This is a genomic window from Phaeodactylibacter xiamenensis, assembly GCF_000759025.1.
Lineage (GTDB): Bacteria > Bacteroidota > Bacteroidia > Chitinophagales > Saprospiraceae > Phaeodactylibacter > Phaeodactylibacter xiamenensis.
Map to the genome: position 1 here is coordinate 1 of NZ_JPOS01000025.1, position 17,981 is coordinate 17,981.

Here is a 17,981-nt window from a genome sequence, read left to right on the forward strand (position 1 = left end):
TTCAGGATGTTGATCCCTTTGGTGTGCCCCGCTTTCGGCTTCTTGGAGTGGTCCCAGTGCCAAGTGACCACTTCATTCTCCGTAGAGTGCGGCTTCTCCTCGATCGTGTCATCTATCTTGATGACCGCGTCCGGGTGCTCCACTTTACGTACCAAAGGCTTTATGCAACGCCAATAGTCCTTTGCCGTGAAGGCTTCCTGCCCTAAAAAACGGCTGATCTTGTCATGGCTCAGTGCCTGATCGGTCAGCTCGGACAAGCCGGTGGCTGTCGCCATGCGAAACGATGCCAGCAGGTAGTCCGAATACAAGTCTAGTAACTTTGGGTCTTTCATCTTTCGCTCCTTTGAGCTGCAAGATAACTGCCCTGACATTATTAATCAATTTTCCAAATATTTCGCGTGCGAAAGGTCAGTGAGTAAAACGCTTCCCGATAGAAGACAAGATGAGGCAGCGGTAGTATAATTGATATGCAGGTTGCTGTTTTATATGCTCTTCCGGACATGAGAAGGAGATACTGTTCCTACGGAACTTATTTTTAGATTAAGCATCAGTCCCGGAGGGACGATAATTCTTTCCGACAATCGTCAGATTGTTGAAAAGAAAGAAAAGCAGAAATCAGTCTTGTAAGGACGGCATTGTCCAAAATATTGAAAATAGCCCTATATTTCCCCAATAGAAACAAATGGTATGCCCCAAGACTTACCCAATACCTACCGCCACCCCCTCCCCAACGGCTTGTACTATGATATGGTTCGGGTACGCCCGGGCGTGTTTGTGATGGGGAGTGAGGATAAAGAGGCATTTGACTGGGAAAAGCCAGAGCATTTAGTGCACATTACCCAAAATTACTACATCGGTGTCTACCCGGTAACGCAGGCGTTTTGGAAAGAGGTGATGAACGGTCATAATCCTTCCAGATTTCAGGGAGAGGACCGCCCTGTAGAGCAAGTCTCCTGGCAGGATATCGTGGAAGGCGGGCAGGACGATAGCGTACCGGCGGCATTTTTAACTCAACTCAACCAAAATTTCGCTTCTGAAATACCGGACTATCAATTTCGCTTGCCCACAGAGGCAGAATGGGAGTACGCCGCCAAAGGCGGGCATAAAACGGCGCTTTCACCGGTGCAGGAGCATTCCTTTTTGACAAACGGCCATCCCAAAGCCGCTGAGTTGTACACAGCCTACGCCGGTAGCGATCAGTTGAAAGAAGTGGGGTGGCACGATAAAAACAGTCATGGGGAGACTAAGGCGGTTGGTAATCGGCAGCCCAATGAACTGGGGCTGTATGATATGAGTGGTAATGTATATGAGTGGTGTCAGGATTGGTTCGATAGTAATTACTACGAGGAGTGCAAGAAAGAGGGCATATTAGAAGACCCTGAAGGGCCTGATTCAGCCCAGTCCCGCGTGTACCGCGGCGGCTCGTGGTCCACCGGCCCGCGGCTCTGCCGTGTTTCCTATCGCGGCAGCTGGCGCCCGACGAGCCGCTACGACCGCATCGGTTTTCGTTTGGTGTTGGCCCCAGTTCAGCGGTAGCGAAGCGAAGCCAGCCTACGGAGCGGAATGGCCACTGCGCTTAAACTCGGAACGGAGAGTTTTGGGCGTAACGCACAAACCCGACGCACGAGTTTATGCCGACACGAAGTCATATTTGGTCCCAAAGTCCTTCGTCGTCGGTATAGCCGTGGCCGATGGAGTGGAGGGGGCTGGTTGAGCGGAAATGACACGTTGCTTTTAAAGGCATTTATATATTGGAATTGCTATTAGCAGTGTTTTCCATGCTCTTACGAACATGTGAAGGAAATACCGTTCCTACGGAACTTATTTTTAGATTAATCATCAGTCCCAGAGGGACGATAATTCTTTCCGACAATCGTCAGATTGTTGAAAAGAAAGAAAAGCAGAAATCAGTCCTGTAAGGACGGCATTATTATACTTCAACCCAAAATCCAAAGTACTATGCCTAATACCTTTTCCAAACTCTACATCCACCACGTCAGCGCCGTGAAGTACCGGCAGGCATTGATATTGCCATCCTTTGAGGAAGAGCTGTACAAATACATCGAAGGCATCATCAAAAATCTGGGGCAGACACCGCTGCAAGTCAATGGAATGCCCGATCATATTCATATCGCCGCCCGCTTGCGCCCGGACATGGCCCCGGCAACATTTGTACAAAAGGTCAAAGCCAATTCCTCTAAGTGGATCAACGATCAAGGCTTTCTGCCCCAAAGGTTCAACTGGCAAACCGGTGGCGGCACTTTTTCTGTGAGCCGCACCCATGTGGATGCGCTGCGCCATTACATAAAGAACCAAAAGGCGCATCATGCGAAGAAGTCTTTCCGGAAAGAATATCTGGACATCCTGAGGAGGAATGAGACCGAGCCGGATCCAGCGTATTTGCCGGACTTTTTTGAGGATTGATCACACGCTCTTACGAACGTGCGGAAGCCATGCCGTTCCTATGGAACTCAATCAATAACCAATACCAGAACCAAGTCCCGGAGGGACGATAAACCATTCCGACAATCGTCAGATTGTTGCAATGAAAGAGTAGGAACCAGTCGTATAAGAACGGCATTATCCAAAATATTGAAAATAGCCCTATATTCCCCCAATACAAACAAAAGCTATGTCCCAGGACTTACCCAATACCTACCGCCACCCCCTCCCCAACGGCTTGTACTACGATATGATACGGGTACGTCCGGGGGTGTTTGTAATGGGCAGTGAGGCGGAAGAGGCTTTTGACAGGGAAAAGCCAGAACACTTGGTGCGGATTACCCAAAATTACTACATCGGTGTCTACCCGGTAACCCAGGCGTTTTGGAAAGCGGTGATGAACGGTCATAACCCCTCTTACTTTCAGGGAGACGACCGCCCCGTAGAACAAGTCTCCTGGCAGGATATCGTAGAAGGTGGGCAGGATGATAGGGTAACGACGGCATTTTTAAATCAGCTCAACCAAAATTTCGCTTCCGAAATACCGGACTATCAATTTCGCTTGCCGACCGAAGCAGAATGGGAGTATGCGGCTAAGGGCGGGCATAAAACAGCCCTCTCGCCAGAGCAGGTACAGTCCTTTTTGACAACCAACCAGCCGAAAGCTGCTGAGTTGTACACGGCTTACGCCGGTAGCGATCAGTTGAAAGAAGTGGGATGGTACGATAAAAACAGTCATGAAGAGACTAAGGCAGTCGGTAAGCGGCAGCCCAATGAGCTGGGGCTGTATGATATGAGTGGGAATGTATCTGAGTGGTGCGAGGACTGGTTTGATAGCGATTTTTATAAAAAGTGTAAGGAGCAAGGTATCATGCCGGACCCACTGAATGCGGAAAAGGGTCTGCTCCGCGTGCACCGCGGCGGCTCCTGGTTCGGCGGCGCGGGCCGTTGTCGCGTCTCCGATCGCTACCACTGGTTTCCCACGCGCCGCGACGGCTACGTCGGCTTCCGCCTGGTCTTGGCCCCAGTTCAGTGAGCCACCGAGCGCAGCCTGCGGAGTGGAGTTGATCGGGTCCGTGTACCGAAGGTCACGAGATCGATCATACGGAATGGAGCGGGCGGAGCGAGTGAATTTTTTGAAACTGAATAAATAAGGCATGCAGCTTAAGATATTTACAATTCCGATTACTCATGGCGACGAGGTAGAGGAAGAATTCAATCGTTTCTTGCGCTCGCACAAAATATTAGAAGTAGACCAGCAGATCGTAGTGTTAGACCGTAGTGCATATTGGACCTTCGCAGTTAGCTATACCGACGACGAAGTAGTTTGGGACCAAACACGATTTCGTGTCGGCATATGCTCGTGCGTCGGATTTGTGCCTTACACCCAAACCTCTCCGTTCCGAGTATATCTACCAACGGCGGCAAATAAGAGTCCGTCAGCTGCTGAGAAAAGTGCTCGTGTCGACTATAAAAAAGTACTGGATGCAGCGTCTTTCGAACGCTTCAATACCTACAGGAATATTCGCAAGAAAGTTGCCCAGGCCGAAGGCATACCGGTCTATACCATTTTTACAAATCATGAATTAGCTGAAATGGCTAAAATCAGCCGTCCAATCACTTTGGATGATCTTAAAGAGATTCCAGGCATTGGTCATCGCAAAGTTGAAAAGTACGCATCCTATTTTACAGAGCATGAAACGAGCAAATAATTTACTGCCTTTAATAGTAGAGCCCGAGAACCTCAGGCTGGCTTTATGGAAGGCACAAAAAGGGAAAAAATGGTCGAATGCGGTACGCCAATATTACGATGCAGGTTGGCAGTCCGGTTTACTCGCGCTTAGAAAGGAAATAGTATCTGGGGAGGTCAGTGTTGGAGACTACTATTTCTTCACCATTTTTGACCCCAAGGAAAGGGAGATTTGCGCTCCCGCGTTTCGGGAACAAATCCTGCACCATGCTTTGATGAATGTCTGTCATGAATATTTTGAGCGCAAACAGATATTTGACAGCTATGCCAGTCGAAAAGGAAAAGGTACGTACAAGGCCCTTGGAAGAGCAAAATATTACACAGACAAATATAGCTGGTATCTGAAATTGGACGTCAAGAAGTTTTTTGCTAATATACAGCATGAAATATTGAAGCAGCAGCTGGATAGTTTATTCAAAGAAGATGTGCTATTGGGCATCTTCCGCCAAATTATTAATAGCTATGAAGATACAGCTTCGAGGGGTGTACCAATAGGGAATCTCTCCAGCCCATATTTTGCTAATCATTATCTGTCAGCCTTTGATCATTGGGTGAAAGAAGAGCTAAGGGCTTCTCGAAAAATAAGTTTTCCAATTGGGTTTTGCTTTGATGAGGGACAAAACCAACCATCGGGCGGGTTTTGGGACTTATCAAGGCAAAAGCACCAAGACAATTGGAAAACTTATTTTTGCCCCACTACTAAGGTGCAAAGCATACATAAGATATATGGATGACATGATTTTCTGGGCGAATACAAAAACAGCACTACAGGATGCACTGAAGGGTATTCAAACTCAAATGGAGCAGCTGTCTCTGATACTGAAACCAGCTCAGTTGAACCAATGTAGATTTGGCTTGCCTGTATTGGGCTATCGTGTATATCCTGATCAGCAGGTAAGATTGGGAAAGCGGGCCAAGCGGAGATTTATCAAGCAAACAGAGGACCTGGATCAAGCCTATGCCGCCGGTTTGCTCAGTGAGGACAGTTATCAGCGTCGCTTGCAGTCTTTGACAGCCTTCACCACGCATGCTCAAGCTCGTGCCTTTCGGCAAAAAGTATTAACCGCCTCCTGGCACTTTGATCGCTTCTAGCCCATGCCCGAGCTACCAGAAAAATATAATCACCTTTTAGGAAGTGTCGCCCAATACCCGATGATTCTCGTTGAGCCGGGTGTTTTTATCATGGGGGATAATCAGTCGGAATACGATGATGAAAAACCAGAGCATCTGGTAGAAATTACGCAACCCTTCTACATAGGGGAGTATCCTGTGGCACAAGCCGTTTGGAAAGCAGTGATGCAAGAGCACAATCCATCTCAATTTGTAGGAGGCTGTAGGCCCGTCGAGCAGGTTTCCTGGCAGGATATTGTGGAAGGCGGGCAGGATGATAGCGTACCGGAAGCATTTTTAGATCGACTTAATCATGATTTCCCTTCGCAAGTACCTGGTTACCACTTTCGTCTGCCGACCGAGGCAGAATGGGAGTACGCCGCTAAGGGCGGGCATGAAACAGCGCTTTCATCCGAACACATACAGTCGTTTTTGAAAAACAGCCAACCCACCGCTGCCAACCTGTATACTACCTTTGCTGGCAGCGATCAATTAAAAGAAGTGGGCTGGTACAGTCAAAACAGCCATAGTGAAACGAAGCATGTGGAGCAAAGGCAGCCCAATGAGCTGGGGCTGTACGATATGAGTGGCAATGTGGAGGAGTGGTGTTTGGATTTGGATGATACTGACTTTTATGCCAAGTGTAAGGAGCAAGGTGTTGTACAGGATCCACTTAATGTAGAAGTAGGTCGGTACCGCGTGCACCGCGGCGGCTCCTGGATCCGTGACGCGGACTATTGCCGCGTCTCTTACCGCTCCAGCTGGATTCCAACGCACCGCTACGTCATTATCGGCTTCCGCCTGGTCTTGGCCCCAGTTCAGTGAGCTACCGAGCGCAGCCTGCGGAGTGGAGTTGATCGGGGCCGTGTACCGGAGGTCACGAGGCCGATCATACGAAACGGAGATGGCGGAGCGAGTGAATTTTGATCAAGAAAAAGTATAAATTAGGCAATTAAAAATAGGTGAAGACACCATAGGTCAGAATCGCGTGAACCGCGGCGGCTCCTGGATCAATGACGCGGACAATTGCCGCGTCTCCAATCGCAATCACTGGAATCCGACGAACCGCAACGACAATATCGGCTTCCGCCTGGTCTTGGCCCCAGCTCACGGAGCAGTACCCATCCTGGTGGATGCCGGAAGGGGTGAAAGCTCACTGAACAGGTGCTTCTCCTGCTCCCTTTGGGGACAAAAAATGCAGTTATACTGCAAGTGGCATTGGTGTTAGTAGCTTTTGCGAAAGCTCCCGTGCCGCATTTTTTGATTTAGAAAACAGGTATATATGCCAACACCAGCTATCATCGCAAGACTAGAACAACAACTCAGCATTACCATCGCTCTATCCAATGCGCCTGACCTCAGTGCATTCATGCGCTACGGGCGCAAGGAAGAAGACAAAAGCCAGTATTGGTTAAAAGACGGTACACTGACCGGTCTGAAGCTGCGTACGCTGGGCTTGCAAGATGCTAGCTTTCTGGAAGCACCGGAACTGTCAGGCTTGCAGGGCTTGTACCTGGCGGAAAATGATTTCTTAAGCCTGCAATTGCCAGCGTCATTGCAGCAACTGCAGCTGCTCAACCTGGCAGATAATAAAGCACTCCAAACCCTGGAATTTGCCGGGGCTATGCCCCAATTGGAAGAAATCGACCTTAGTGATAGCGGCATACAGGCACTCCACCTACCGGACTGCCCGGCCCTGCAAAAACTGGATGCGAGCCGCTCCAAGCTGGAAGCGTTTTCTTTTGCCTCTGCCTGCCCCAAGCTGTGGTGGCTGGACTTGAGTGGCAATGAGGGGTTGAAGGAAGTGAATATCCCCAATGGTTGCGATACTTTGAAGTTTCTACACCTGAGCAATTGCAATATGGAGCAGCTGCAGATTGGTGGTGCGCTGCCCCATCTACAGGTATTGGACTTAAAGGGCAACCAGCTATCGCACTTGCCAGCGGATGTGGTTTTGGATAGCCCGTTGGAGACGTTGTATGCCAGAGGGAGTTATCCCAAAAATATACCTGATGTATTCCTTCGATCGGAAAACTGCCTGGAGGAGGCATCCATTTGGTTTAAACAGCTGAGGCTTGACGGAGGAGGGCAGAAGAATAAGCTAGTGAAGTTAATGATTACAGGCAATGGGAATGTGGGAAAAACCACTATGGTCTGTGCCTTAGAAAACGGAGATCAGGAAGAGGATGAGTATGCTTGTACCTGTGAAGGAGATGAACCGCACAAGTCCACTCAGGGAGTGAAAACGGGAGACTGGAAATACCGGGGGATTGATTTTAACTATTGGGACTTTGGGGGGCAGGAAGTGTATCACGGTACGCACCGATTGTTTTTGCGCTCGCAGTCGGTTATCGTCATCATGTTTGATCCCGAAACAGAAAAAAAAGCGAAGAATAACGAGTGGGTAAAAGACCGAACAAAGGGCTATTTAAAAACGATGAACCATGAAGTCCCCTATTGGTACTATTCAATCAAGGAGAACAACCCACGTAGCCAGTTCATCATCGCTCAAAATAAGAAAGCCGGGTTTCCTCAAAAAAATAGCGTAATAAACGCCTTCTCAGATGATCAAGGTGCTGATTTTATACACTTGGATACCAGATCAGGAGAACGGATGTCAATGTTGGTTACATCAATAAGGGATGCTGCCAAAAGGCTAACCGCCTACAACATGCCATTTCCCAATTCATGGGTAGAGGTCAGGTCGGATATACTAAAAAACCTTGCTAACGAGTCCGGTCAAAAAGTGATTGACAAGGAGGTGTTTTTGGATATTTGGTGCAAAAATGTGCCGGAGGATAACAAAGCCTTGTTACTAAATTATTTGCACGATATTGGTCTGGTTTACTATCATGAGGCATTAGAAGGAAAGGTTATCCTGGATTTAGATTGGGCTTTAGAGGCTATCTACAAACCTTTGGATAGAGAACAGGATTACTTTGATGAGTTTATCGAGGATAAAGGCCGTATCAGAGTACGAAGAATTTTTGAAATATTTGGTTCTCAATATTCTGATCAAGAGAGGTGGCTCTTTCTCGGCTTCATGGAGCGATGTGGATTATGCTTTAAGCGAAGTGAAAAGGAGGAATACAGAAGCCAAAGATCGAAGAGAGATGTTTATATTTTCCCGGAGTTCCTACCCGTTGATCAGCCGGAGGCAATCAAAAAAGAGTTTGAAAACCTGGATCAGGTTACGCACCTGCGATTGCCACTCCCTTTTAACGACTACCCCCGAATTCAATCGTTCATTGCAAGCATTGGTCGTAAGACCGATTTGGATAATATTTGGAGAAGTGGTATCAAAGTATTGACGCCAGAGGGGCGGCGCTTTAGAGTACTGCTTAATTATGATGATAGGGCTATTGACCTCAGTATTGAAACTCCGGCAATGGAACATTGGTTGGAGCCTATCTTTGAGGCATTAGGAGAGCAGGATAATTGGCTGGTCAAGGAAGGCAGTAGCTATCAAGAATTTGATTTCGGGGCGTGGAAGCAGAATAGGAAGAACCCATCTGAGGGGGATATACATAGAGAGAAAGAGGGGGGTGAAAAGCTGGACGAGAGGCTGAATGGATACCCGCAGGATGCTGACCAAATTATGCTGATTTTGGCTGCGATTCCTACTGATAAGCTACCAATAAGCTATGAGGCGGAGCACTCTTGGATAAGAAGGACTTTAAAGCAGTACGAATCACATCAAAAAATAGAGGAGGAGGTATTTACGCAGGTCACTCTGAAAGGCTTTAACCAATCCATTAGCAATTTCCAACCACACATCCTTCATTTCATTGGGCATGGTGAATTAGCAGAGCTATTCACAGGTGAAGGGGGCGGATTATGTCTGCTGGGACGAGATGGCAAGGCTTCTCTAATCAGCGCTGTGGAATTGGAAAGCCTATTCAGGAAAATAAAGTATTTACATCCGCAGCTTAAGCTCGTGTATCTTAATGCCTGCTTTACGGAAGCTCAGGCAGCCGCCATCAGTAAAGCAGGTACAGAAGAAAGCGAATTATATGTGATCGGGACTACCGATAAAATCAACTCAGCACTGGCACAAGAGGTAGCAGAATTGTTCTATGGCAATTTTGCAAAAGGAAGTCCTGTCAAGCGCTGTGCGGAAGAGGCTAGTACTATGTTTACTACCGAAGACGACGTAGAGATTCGACTATTTAGAAATGGAGCCGAAATAAAACTATATCAGGATGAAAAACCATAAAGATGCGCTGAAAGCATTTTTTCAGGAAAACCTGGATAGTGATCAGGCAGATGATCGCTTGCTTGAGCACTTGGTGCAGCATATTTCCCTTAAGGAAGGTACAACTCCACTCTCCGAAGAAGAAAGAGGGACAAGTTATCTCAGAGAGCATACCGACCGCAGTGTATCAGGGAAACAAATTGACGCTTACAACATCATTGAACTGTCCTTGCATGACCTTTTTGATAGCCATTTAGACCTTTTGGATATGGCTACATTGGATGGTAAGGACGGAATGAATATTGCGATTGCGATACTGAAGCTAGTATCCAAATTTGCCAAAGCGGTTACCTACACCTATCAAAAGATAGATGCCAAGATTCTCTTGACGATGAAACGCCTGGACAAAGAGTTTTTCACCATACAGGAAGTTTTACAAGAGTATATGGCTTATTTCGGTGAAGAGTTGGATCAAGACCAGTTAAAGAGAACCATGAGCCTTTTTCATAGAAAGGATATGCTTAGGGCGTCCAATGATAATCGATATAGGCTAAAGGAGAAAGTGGTCATCCGCAGAGATTATTAACCTATGTACCACACCGAAACCATCAACAACCACACTTTCCGCCTGCGCTACCTGCCAGGCGGTATCTTTGAGATGGGGAGTGATGAAACGAGGAAATCGTTAGGAAACGAAAGCCCTATCCATAAAGTGGAGCTCTCTTCCTTTTACATCGGAGAATATCTGGTAACCCAAGCGCTGTGGAAGGCGGTGATGGGCGCAGATCATAATCCCTCCAGATTTATAGGCGACAATCGTCCGGTAGAGCAAGTATCCTGGATCGATATCGTGGAAGGAAATCAAGATAATGATGGTCAGCCTGCCTTTTTACATAAGCTCAATGAATGGACGCAAACCTCGCGCCCTGAAGGATATGCTTATCGGCTTCCTACAGAAGCGGAGTGGGAGTACGCAGCCCGCGGTAGCGAGCCTTATGAATATGCCGGTAGCGATCAATTGAAAGAGGTAGGCTGGTTTAGCGAGAATAGTCACAGCGAAACGAAAGCAGTAGGCCTAAAGCGTCCGAACGGCTTTCAGTTATTCGATATGAGTGGGAATGTGGAAGAGTGGTGCGTGGATAAGTATTCTGATACCTTTTATCAGGAGTGCTATGAACGAAGTACAGTGAAGAACCCGAACTGCCAAAAGGAAGATGCTCGGTATCGCCTAGCCCGAGGCGGTTCTTGGGGCGACTATTTGCGGTTCTGCCGTGTATCCTTTCGTGATTACAGACCCCCAACTGACCGAGATGGAATCCTTAGTTTTCGTCTGGTATTGGCCTCGGCTTAGCAGAGAGAAGCCAGCCTTAATTACCATTACCCTGAACGGAAATTTAAAAAAAATGCAAGTATGGAGCAAAATGCAGGATATCATAGGGAGAAGGTGAATGGGGGGTGCTTTTCGGATGCGGTATTTGGAGGGTGGGGTGGGGATGTCCAACTTTATTCTGATTAAGCAGATGTAGCAATGCATCCTGCGGTAGGGATTTTACTGAACAAAAAATTACAAAAACAAGAAGGGTATCCAAGTAGGCTACGTATTTCTCAATGTCCCCAATGTAACATTTCAATAGCGCTTGCCGTAAAATATGGGGAGTTGAAAGAAAGCCAGGACAGTTGGTTTTCCGCAGCTTATATGAGAAAACCACAACGCCTCAACTATGGAAAAAGATGCGCTACCCGTCAGTGAGCGGGAAGAAGCTCCAGTCGAAGAGCTAGATGGCCGTAATGAAGAATTCCAGTGGATCCTAAACGAGGACTTACTCCGGGATGAAGGAGTAATGTATGGTTTGACAGATGGCGATGCCAAAGAAAAGCTGCAGACCATTGAGCTGTTCTATTTGCAGAAAACAAAAAACCTTTTATTGCAGGCTGAACAAGTATCTGAGGAAATTCAGGAAGCAGGACAAGAGTTGGAGTCCACACAATCACAAATAGAACAGGAACAGGCAACCCTTCAATCCCTTGAAGAGGCGGCCGATAATCGAAAGACAGGTTTTTTACGTCAAACGATCAACCTTATCAGCTATTCAGCCGCTGTGTTATTGACATTCTGGTTAATGTACAGTTGGCTGGAGCCACACCTTGAATTCCCTTTGCTTATTGCCATTGGGGTTTATATCTTCGGCAGCCTGAATCTATTCACGCCAGGTTCTTTTTTATTCGCGACAGAAGCTGCACACCTAGAAGAAAACCCAAGGGAACGTTGGAAACTCCTTTTGGAGGAATTAGTCGTTCCGTTAGTGGCGGTACTTTTTGTAATCGTTTGGGGCTATAATGGGCAGGGTGTCGAAGAGGCTATCGCTTTAGGGGCATTGCTTTATGCGCTTTTCCTGTTCTCCGGAAAAGGGCTGCTGACTACCATTGAAAAATGGACTAGTGCTAATCAGGCTTTACGGAATAAACGGGCGTTGCGGCTTCTTATCAAACAAAGGATCGGTGAGCAGAAAACATTGATTGCTGAGCTGGAGGAGGCAGAAGAAAGTACCCGGAATCATCTTGAAGAATTGAAAGAGCGGAAAAATGAATTGGAAAAAGAGGCAGGTGATTTCAAGGAGACTGCAGAAACCCGAAAGGCTTACTTTATGAGCGAGTTCGCTTTGGCACGTTCTGCAAGAAATCAGCTCTCAGGGGAGCAATTAATGCAATTGAGTACCTTCAAAAAAGCCTAACCCCCTATGGAAGAAGAGAAGAAATATCCTCAAGTTGATGATCCAAATAAAGACATTGAATCATCAAATAATGAAGAACAGGTAAATGACAAAGGAGTCGTAGACCTTTACGAATATGGGTTTACGAATGGACTCTTGAAAATTGACCCTGACTTTTTTGATTTATGGGTAGAAGCGTTTGACCGGGAAAAATTGTACGACCGGAAGCTTCTTGACCTGAAAAGGCAAAAAGAAGGGATTCGGGCACGACTTATACAGACGGAACAAAAACGGGAATTGCTGGAAGAGGCAGTCGTTTCTAATGATCGTCTCGGGCAGGAAACCAAACGGAAAATCGATCAGCTTGATGAAAGAATGGTGCTTCAGCAAGAGAAGGAAGAAGCATTGGAGCAGGCGATTGAGGATTCAACGCCTCATTATAAAGCAGCCTCTGTAACCCTGTTCCTTTTCGGCGGATTGGTTTTCATATTGGCAGATGTCTTATTCTCGCAAAATGTACTGACCAATGTCCTGGATATGCCAGGGTGGGAGGCTTGGATTCTTGCTATAGCTGTTGGGGCCATGACCTTTGCGATAAAGCCTGCTGTAGACCGGGTATTTGAGCAGCCATTTATAAAGGGGGAAAACAAACGCCGTAACCACGCTTTTTTGATTGTTGTCAGTTTGCTGATTCTTACGGCACTTGGGGTGTTAGGGGCATTCCGAAACCAGGCTCAATTTTTCCTTAAGGAACGAGCATACTTACAAGATAAGATATCAACTATAGAAGATGCTCGAGCTCATGGTGAAACTGACATTGATGATGCCCGATTCGAAGGTTATAAGGATGAAATACTAGAACTAGATAGGAAGTTGTATCTCGATTGGCGCGTACAAACCGGTTTTGTTCTTATTAGCATTTTATTTGCGGTTGCAGGTGCTATTTGTTTTAGTATCGGGTTGCCCGCAGGTTCTCAGCTTATTGTAAGACAAAAACACCGTAGAATGTTGAAGGGAATGCTTGCTTCACTAGAGTTGATGAAAAAAGAGTATGACAGTCTGTACGATCAGCTGGCAGAACATGAAATTGCCGCAAAAACTTCGAGGCAGCAGCTGGAGCATCTACCAGATCCGGAAGATTTAAGAGCAGCGGAAAAGGTATTAATTGATAAAGAGTTGCTGTTGCAGGAAGAGCGGACGGCCTATCGGGCTCAAAGGCATAAGACATGGTACAAACTGGGCTACTTGCGTGGTGAAAAATACAGCCTCTCCGACAAGTTGGTGGTGCATCCTTATACATTAGGAACCATGTTTGACAAAACGAATGATTTTCGTCGGCGTAAGGGCGGTCAAAAGAAATATACCAGTACGAAAAAGCCCCTGCGTGATTCATCTCCCAACCGTAATGTAAACTATATGCATGAGCAGCTTCGGGAAATGATAGACTATAATTTCAATAAACAGCAAAATCTAAATGGGACTCATGAGGATTAGACCTTTTAACGTATTATTATTGGCTATCGGGATGGTGGTACTTTCCTGTAACTCAAAAATGAATTCGCAGGATGAACAAAATGATATCTTGCTTATACTGATTGATAAAACCATAAGCACTGTCTCAAATAAGGTTCGGCAGGATATTTTTACTAACCATACGACAGAAGCTATTTTGAGTACCCTTCGAAACCCAGGAGATAAGGTACAGGGTAACTACATACATCAAAACACCTCAGGATCCACTGCCTTCCTTTTTTCTACTCCTATACCAAAGTTTGAAGCCCCAAAAACAGGTGGCGGTATGACTCTAAATGATGCAAAGCAAAAGTATGAATCTCAATTAAAGAACTTAGGTGGGGTATGTAATAAAAAGTTGAGAGAAGCGGTTGAGGAATCCAATACTGGAAGTACGAGCCTATACACTGATTTATGGGGTATACTCGAAGTTGCTACCCGCGCTTTCAAACAAGACGCTTATGATACCAAGACGATTCATATTCTCAGTGATATGCAAGAGTCTATGACAGGCGCCGGGCGCCGTGACTTTCATGAAACTCCGATTCAATCTAAATCTGAAGCCATTGCATTCGCAAAGTCTGATGCCAAAACCTTGCAGCAGTTACTTGATGTTGATCCTGCTGTACTGGCAGGTACACGGGTTGTTATTTTTCCACCCTATGATGCCCTGGAAGCATCAGACTTTGCAATCAATCGCTATTATTGGGAGGCTTTATTTGAAGCTTTTGGAATTAGCGATGTCGAAGTGAAATAGAACAAGGGGTGTCGGTAAGATTATGGTGCTTGACGTTTCGTACCTTCTGATTTGCGCTTCACGATTCTAGTTTAGACTATGTTTGGAGCTTTATCCTATTGCAAACCAAGGATTTATGAACCTGGCGTCATCTTTTTTCGCTTATTTGGCCCTGACGATAAATGTCTGGATGTAAACACCCGCCAAACGCACCAAAAAAGATTTAGCCAGAACCACAATTCCTTGATTTTCATAACGAACCCGCTCCAAACATAGTCTTATCCATCCGTTATTTTACCGACTCCCATCATCGCAATGATACATAACCTTCCATTGCCAGCCACCCTATGCCCACTTATTCAGGCCCCACATCAAGGTGTAGCAACAGCCCAAAAAGCAACTCACCGCTATTACAGAATCCCCAAATTACCCATCTTCCCACCCCGATTACCCATCATTCCGCCCATAATCCCCATATTTTCGACGGTTTTTACCCACAAATAGAAATGAATGCTACTGTTGACCGCAACTTTGGGGTAAACAAATTAAAAAGCTATGAAAACTATTTTTGAGCAATTACCGTCGAACGTTACGGTGGGTATTACGAAGGAAGACCTTCAGGCGGCTTTTGAAGCTGCTGTCCGGAATGCTATGCAGGAGCTGCAAGCACCAGCAAAGGAGCCCGAGGAGGAATTGATGAACTTCGACCAGACTTGCGAATTTCTTGGTATCGCCAAGAGTACGGGCTACCAAAGGGTCAACCGGGGAGAATTACCCCACTTCAAAAAGGGGCGTCGTCTGTATTTCCGTAAAAGCGAGCTGGTGGAATATATCGAATCCGGCCGGCGGAAGACGCGCAAAGAGCTGGAAGAGGCAGCAAAACTATACCTGTCTAAATCCAGATGACCGCTACAATCATTGTAACTAAGGGCAACGGGCTGCCCTGCACCTTGCGAAGCTGAGCCCTTCCCCTATTTCAACAAGGCAGCAAATTGGAAATGCTCCCCGGGAGCAGTGGGAGGCTATTGCCCCTGTCCCAAAGGGCAGCTGCTTGCTCAAACAAAAAAGCCCCGTGCTTTCAGCGGCGGCGGGGCTTTTAAAATGATCATAATGAACACCAAAGATAATAAAAAGACGGGTGCCAGTCCAGTCCGGGATATCTGTTTTATCCATGAAAAGCCAAGGCAAGCCATTGAACGGCTGCAGGTGGTCATAGCGCAAAAGGAGCAGTACCTCAGGCGCCGCCCCTCTCCGTTTATACAGGATCAGTTGCAGGTCTTGTATGCTGTAGTTGTTGATATTGCTGAAGGAATGAAGGACTGTACAGTGGCGTACAATGAGCTGGCTAGTGCCTATACCTTAAGCCTTTATGAAATAAACGCGCTCCGGTTTGCGCTTCCTGAAAATCGCTCGTCTTTGTGCCTGGGCAGGGAGGTCTATGCCCTTCGGCATCAGGTGAAGCACAAACGGATGCCGGACTGCAGGGTGCCAGATCGGATTAGGGAGAAAGCAGAGCGTTTTGAAAAACGTAGGGCGCAGGAAAAAACAGTACACAATGGCTAAAAGTTATCTGGAAATTGTGGAGACTGCCAGATCGAAGATGAAGGGCGTTCCAAAGCCATCTCCGGTCGTGCCTGCCTCTCCCTTCATCGGCAAGCCCGCTTCCAGGTGGATGGAAGAGGCCGCTCAATCTCCCGTGCCCAAAATGCTGTTCGACCAGTTCTGGTTTGAAGGCGAGCTTTGTGTGGAGTTCCCCCAAAAAACTAGACAGGTAGCTTGATTTATAAAAACCCTTAAATTAGCTATCATGAGCAGAAGAAATTTCAACGCTGATTTCAAGACAAAAGTAGTCCTGGAAGCCCTCAAGGAGGTGAATACTTTGGCTGAGATTGCCAATAAGTATAAGATCTACCCACAGCAGATTACCAATTGGAAAAAGGAGTTTTTGTCAGGCGCCTCTTCGGTTTTCCGCAAAGGCAAGGCACTTTCCGGCAAATCGGAGGCCGAACTTGAAAAAGACCGGCTGATGCGCAAAATCGGGGAACAGGCCATTGAAATCGATTTTCTAAAAAAAAGACTGCCCTGATGCCACTAGCTGAAAAACGGCTGCTTCTGGACAGCAGCCACCCCAAGTTGAGCTTGAGCAGGCAGTGCAGGCTGTTGAGTATTAACCGGTCCTCGCTATATTATAAACCGAGGGCAGCTTCGGAGCTGAACCTGGAGCTGATGCGCCTGATGGACAAGCATTACATCGACCACCCCTACAAAGGCTGCCCAAGGATGTACGTTTACCTGACCCAGGATGAAGGCTACAAAGTCAGCCGCAACCGGGTCCGCCGGCTGTACTACGATGTGATGGGGCTCAGGGCTATTTTCCCGGGCCCTCACACCTCGAAGCGGGGCAAAGACCATAAGGTTTACCCTTACTTATTAAGGGGGCTGGCAATTGTACAGCCCAACCAAGTCTGGGCTACTGACATCACTTACGTCCCGATGCCAAAGGGCTTCTTGTACCTGACTGCCATCATAGACCTGTACAGCCGCTTTGTGGTCAACTGGTCCTTATCCAACACGATGGAGGCCGCATGGTGTGCAGGCTGCTTCGAGGAAGCTGTAGCTGAATGGGGCGCCCCTCAAATCATCAATACCGACCAGGGCAGCCAATACACCAGCGATGCATTCACCAGCACTGTTTTAGGCAAAGGTGCAAGGCTGAGCATGGACGGCAAAGGCCGGGCTACAGACAACGCTTTTATCGAAAACTTGTGGAAGATGGCCAAGTATGAAGACATCTACCTTAAAGCTTACGAGGACGGCATAGAGCTGCATAACGGCTTGGCCCAGTACTTCTATAATTGGAATTTCCACAGGCGGCATTCCAAGATTGGGGACAAGTACCCGAGCCAGTTGTACCTGCAATCTAGGCCAGCCTTATGTCAATGAACTTATCCACATTTTTGCTGTGGAAATCAAAAGAAAAAAAGAAGCAAAAAAAGAAAATATTATGATGATTATGAATGTGTTTTTTGTTTAATTCGTAAATCATAAATACAGCTAAAGCTGTCTAGACAATTGGGGTAAGTCCAAAGAGCTATAAACTATTGCAAGGAAATAATTCGGGGCCTACGCATAATTCAAATTTATCAAGATATGCTTTTGATTTTACCATGAGTACCGGAGATACTGTTACATCAACTCAAAACGGCTATGTTGTCGGGGTTATTGACGGTTACGAGGGGTGGGGCCATAGTGATAAATGGAAACCCTATGCAAATCAAGTTATGATATACGATGCTTCAACTCACTTATTTACAATGTATGGCCACCTAAAGCAAAATAGCAGCATGGTAGAAGTAGGCGAGTTTGTTACCATGGGGCAACCCATTGCATTAAGTGGTCAAACAGGGCAGGCTTCGGAAGAACATCTACATTTCAATGTATTGCAAGCTGATGATAGTAAAGGAGGGTTGAAATCGTATCCTTTGGACTCGATTGGAAATTACAAAGTCAATAAGCTAAAGCGTT

At 46.7% G+C, this 17,981-nt stretch carries 20 protein-coding genes and 1 pseudogene; 20 read left to right on the plus strand and 1 reads right to left on the minus strand.

The window, feature by feature from the left end:
• Positions 1 to 332, minus strand: a pseudogene (locus IX84_RS10730) (IS701 family transposase); the annotation flags it as partial.
• A 355-nt stretch (positions 333 to 687) separates the two neighbouring features.
• Here IX84_RS10730 and IX84_RS10735 point away from each other — a divergent pair.
• The 20 genes from IX84_RS10735 to IX84_RS10825 all read left to right on the plus strand — a co-directional run.
• Positions 688 to 1,536 carry a formylglycine-generating enzyme family protein gene (locus tag IX84_RS10735; RefSeq protein ID WP_052515940.1) on the plus strand — a complete coding sequence of 283 codons (849 nt, stop codon included), beginning with the start codon at positions 688 to 690 and terminating at the stop codon, positions 1,534 to 1,536.
• A gap of 423 nt (positions 1,537 to 1,959) precedes the next feature.
• Positions 1,960 to 2,424, plus strand: coding sequence for an IS200/IS605 family transposase (gene tnpA, locus IX84_RS10740; RefSeq protein WP_044220031.1), 465 nt, complete (start codon positions 1,960 to 1,962; stop codon positions 2,422 to 2,424).
• 208 nt (positions 2,425 to 2,632) lie between these two features.
• Complete coding sequence (locus IX84_RS10745) at positions 2,633 to 3,478, plus strand: formylglycine-generating enzyme family protein (RefSeq protein ID WP_052515941.1); 846 nt, start codon at positions 2,633 to 2,635, stop codon at positions 3,476 to 3,478.
• Positions 3,479 to 3,599: 121 nt separating this feature from the next.
• Positions 3,600 to 4,154, plus strand: a complete 555-nt coding sequence (locus IX84_RS10750) for an HRDC domain-containing protein (protein ID WP_044220034.1) — start codon at positions 3,600 to 3,602, stop codon at positions 4,152 to 4,154.
• A complete protein-coding gene (locus IX84_RS10755) occupies positions 4,138 to 4,926 on the plus strand; it encodes a reverse transcriptase domain-containing protein (protein WP_052515942.1) in 789 nt (262 codons plus the stop codon). Before IX84_RS10750 ends, IX84_RS10755 begins: the two co-directional genes overlap by 17 nt.
• The gene (locus tag IX84_RS10760; protein ID WP_052515943.1) at positions 4,919 to 5,284 is read left to right on the plus strand and encodes a hypothetical protein; all 366 of its coding nucleotides are present in this window, start codon (positions 4,919 to 4,921) and stop codon (positions 5,282 to 5,284) included. Before IX84_RS10755 ends, IX84_RS10760 begins: the two co-directional genes overlap by 8 nt.
• A gap of 60 nt (positions 5,285 to 5,344) precedes the next feature.
• The gene (locus IX84_RS10765) at positions 5,345 to 6,127 is read left to right on the plus strand and encodes a formylglycine-generating enzyme family protein (RefSeq protein WP_052515944.1); all 783 of its coding nucleotides are present in this window, start codon (positions 5,345 to 5,347) and stop codon (positions 6,125 to 6,127) included.
• A gap of 148 nt (positions 6,128 to 6,275) precedes the next feature.
• Positions 6,276 to 6,530, plus strand: a complete 255-nt coding sequence (locus tag IX84_RS34545) for an SUMF1/EgtB/PvdO family nonheme iron enzyme (RefSeq protein WP_394333429.1) — start codon at positions 6,276 to 6,278, stop codon at positions 6,528 to 6,530.
• A 54-nt stretch (positions 6,531 to 6,584) separates the two neighbouring features.
• On the plus strand, positions 6,585 to 9,518 hold the full coding sequence (locus IX84_RS10770; protein ID WP_044220039.1) for a COR domain-containing protein: 2,934 nt from the start codon (positions 6,585 to 6,587) through the stop codon (positions 9,516 to 9,518).
• The gene (locus tag IX84_RS10775; protein ID WP_044220043.1) at positions 9,505 to 10,083 is read left to right on the plus strand and encodes a hypothetical protein; all 579 of its coding nucleotides are present in this window, start codon (positions 9,505 to 9,507) and stop codon (positions 10,081 to 10,083) included. Before IX84_RS10770 ends, IX84_RS10775 begins: the two co-directional genes overlap by 14 nt.
• A 3-nt stretch (positions 10,084 to 10,086) precedes the next feature.
• Positions 10,087 to 10,848, plus strand: coding sequence for a formylglycine-generating enzyme family protein (locus tag IX84_RS10780; protein ID WP_052515945.1), 762 nt, complete (start codon positions 10,087 to 10,089; stop codon positions 10,846 to 10,848).
• 370 nt (positions 10,849 to 11,218) lie between these two features.
• A complete protein-coding gene (locus tag IX84_RS10785) occupies positions 11,219 to 12,229 on the plus strand; it encodes a hypothetical protein (protein WP_044220045.1) in 1,011 nt (336 codons plus the stop codon).
• A 6-nt stretch (positions 12,230 to 12,235) separates the two neighbouring features.
• Positions 12,236 to 13,702, plus strand: a complete 1,467-nt coding sequence (locus IX84_RS10790) for a hypothetical protein (RefSeq protein ID WP_044220048.1) — start codon at positions 12,236 to 12,238, stop codon at positions 13,700 to 13,702.
• Positions 13,692 to 14,477, plus strand: a complete 786-nt coding sequence (locus IX84_RS10795; protein WP_152604990.1) for a hypothetical protein — start codon at positions 13,692 to 13,694, stop codon at positions 14,475 to 14,477. Before IX84_RS10790 ends, IX84_RS10795 begins: the two co-directional genes overlap by 11 nt.
• Before the next feature lie 534 nt (positions 14,478 to 15,011).
• Positions 15,012 to 15,362: a helix-turn-helix domain-containing protein gene (locus IX84_RS10800; RefSeq protein ID WP_044220053.1), complete on the plus strand. Its 351-nt coding sequence runs from the start codon at positions 15,012 to 15,014 to the stop codon at positions 15,360 to 15,362.
• Positions 15,363 to 15,566: 204 nt separating this feature from the next.
• Positions 15,567 to 16,019 (plus strand): hypothetical protein, encoded by a 453-nt coding sequence (locus IX84_RS10805; RefSeq protein ID WP_152604991.1) that lies wholly within the window; start codon positions 15,567 to 15,569, stop codon positions 16,017 to 16,019.
• The gene (locus tag IX84_RS10810; RefSeq protein ID WP_044220058.1) at positions 16,012 to 16,236 is read left to right on the plus strand and encodes a hypothetical protein; all 225 of its coding nucleotides are present in this window, start codon (positions 16,012 to 16,014) and stop codon (positions 16,234 to 16,236) included. Before IX84_RS10805 ends, IX84_RS10810 begins: the two co-directional genes overlap by 8 nt.
• A gap of 27 nt (positions 16,237 to 16,263) precedes the next feature.
• A complete protein-coding gene (locus IX84_RS10815) occupies positions 16,264 to 16,542 on the plus strand; it encodes a helix-turn-helix domain-containing protein (RefSeq protein ID WP_044220061.1) in 279 nt (92 codons plus the stop codon).
• Entirely contained in the window at positions 16,542 to 17,399 is an 858-nt protein-coding gene (locus tag IX84_RS10820) for an IS3 family transposase (protein WP_044220063.1), read from the plus strand. The genes IX84_RS10815 and IX84_RS10820 overlap by 1 nt, the downstream gene beginning before the upstream one ends.
• Positions 17,400 to 17,557: 158 nt before the next feature.
• Positions 17,558 to 17,981, plus strand: a 424-nt coding sequence (locus IX84_RS10825) for a M23 family metallopeptidase (RefSeq protein ID WP_152604992.1), incomplete at its 3' end; no start/stop codon positions are given.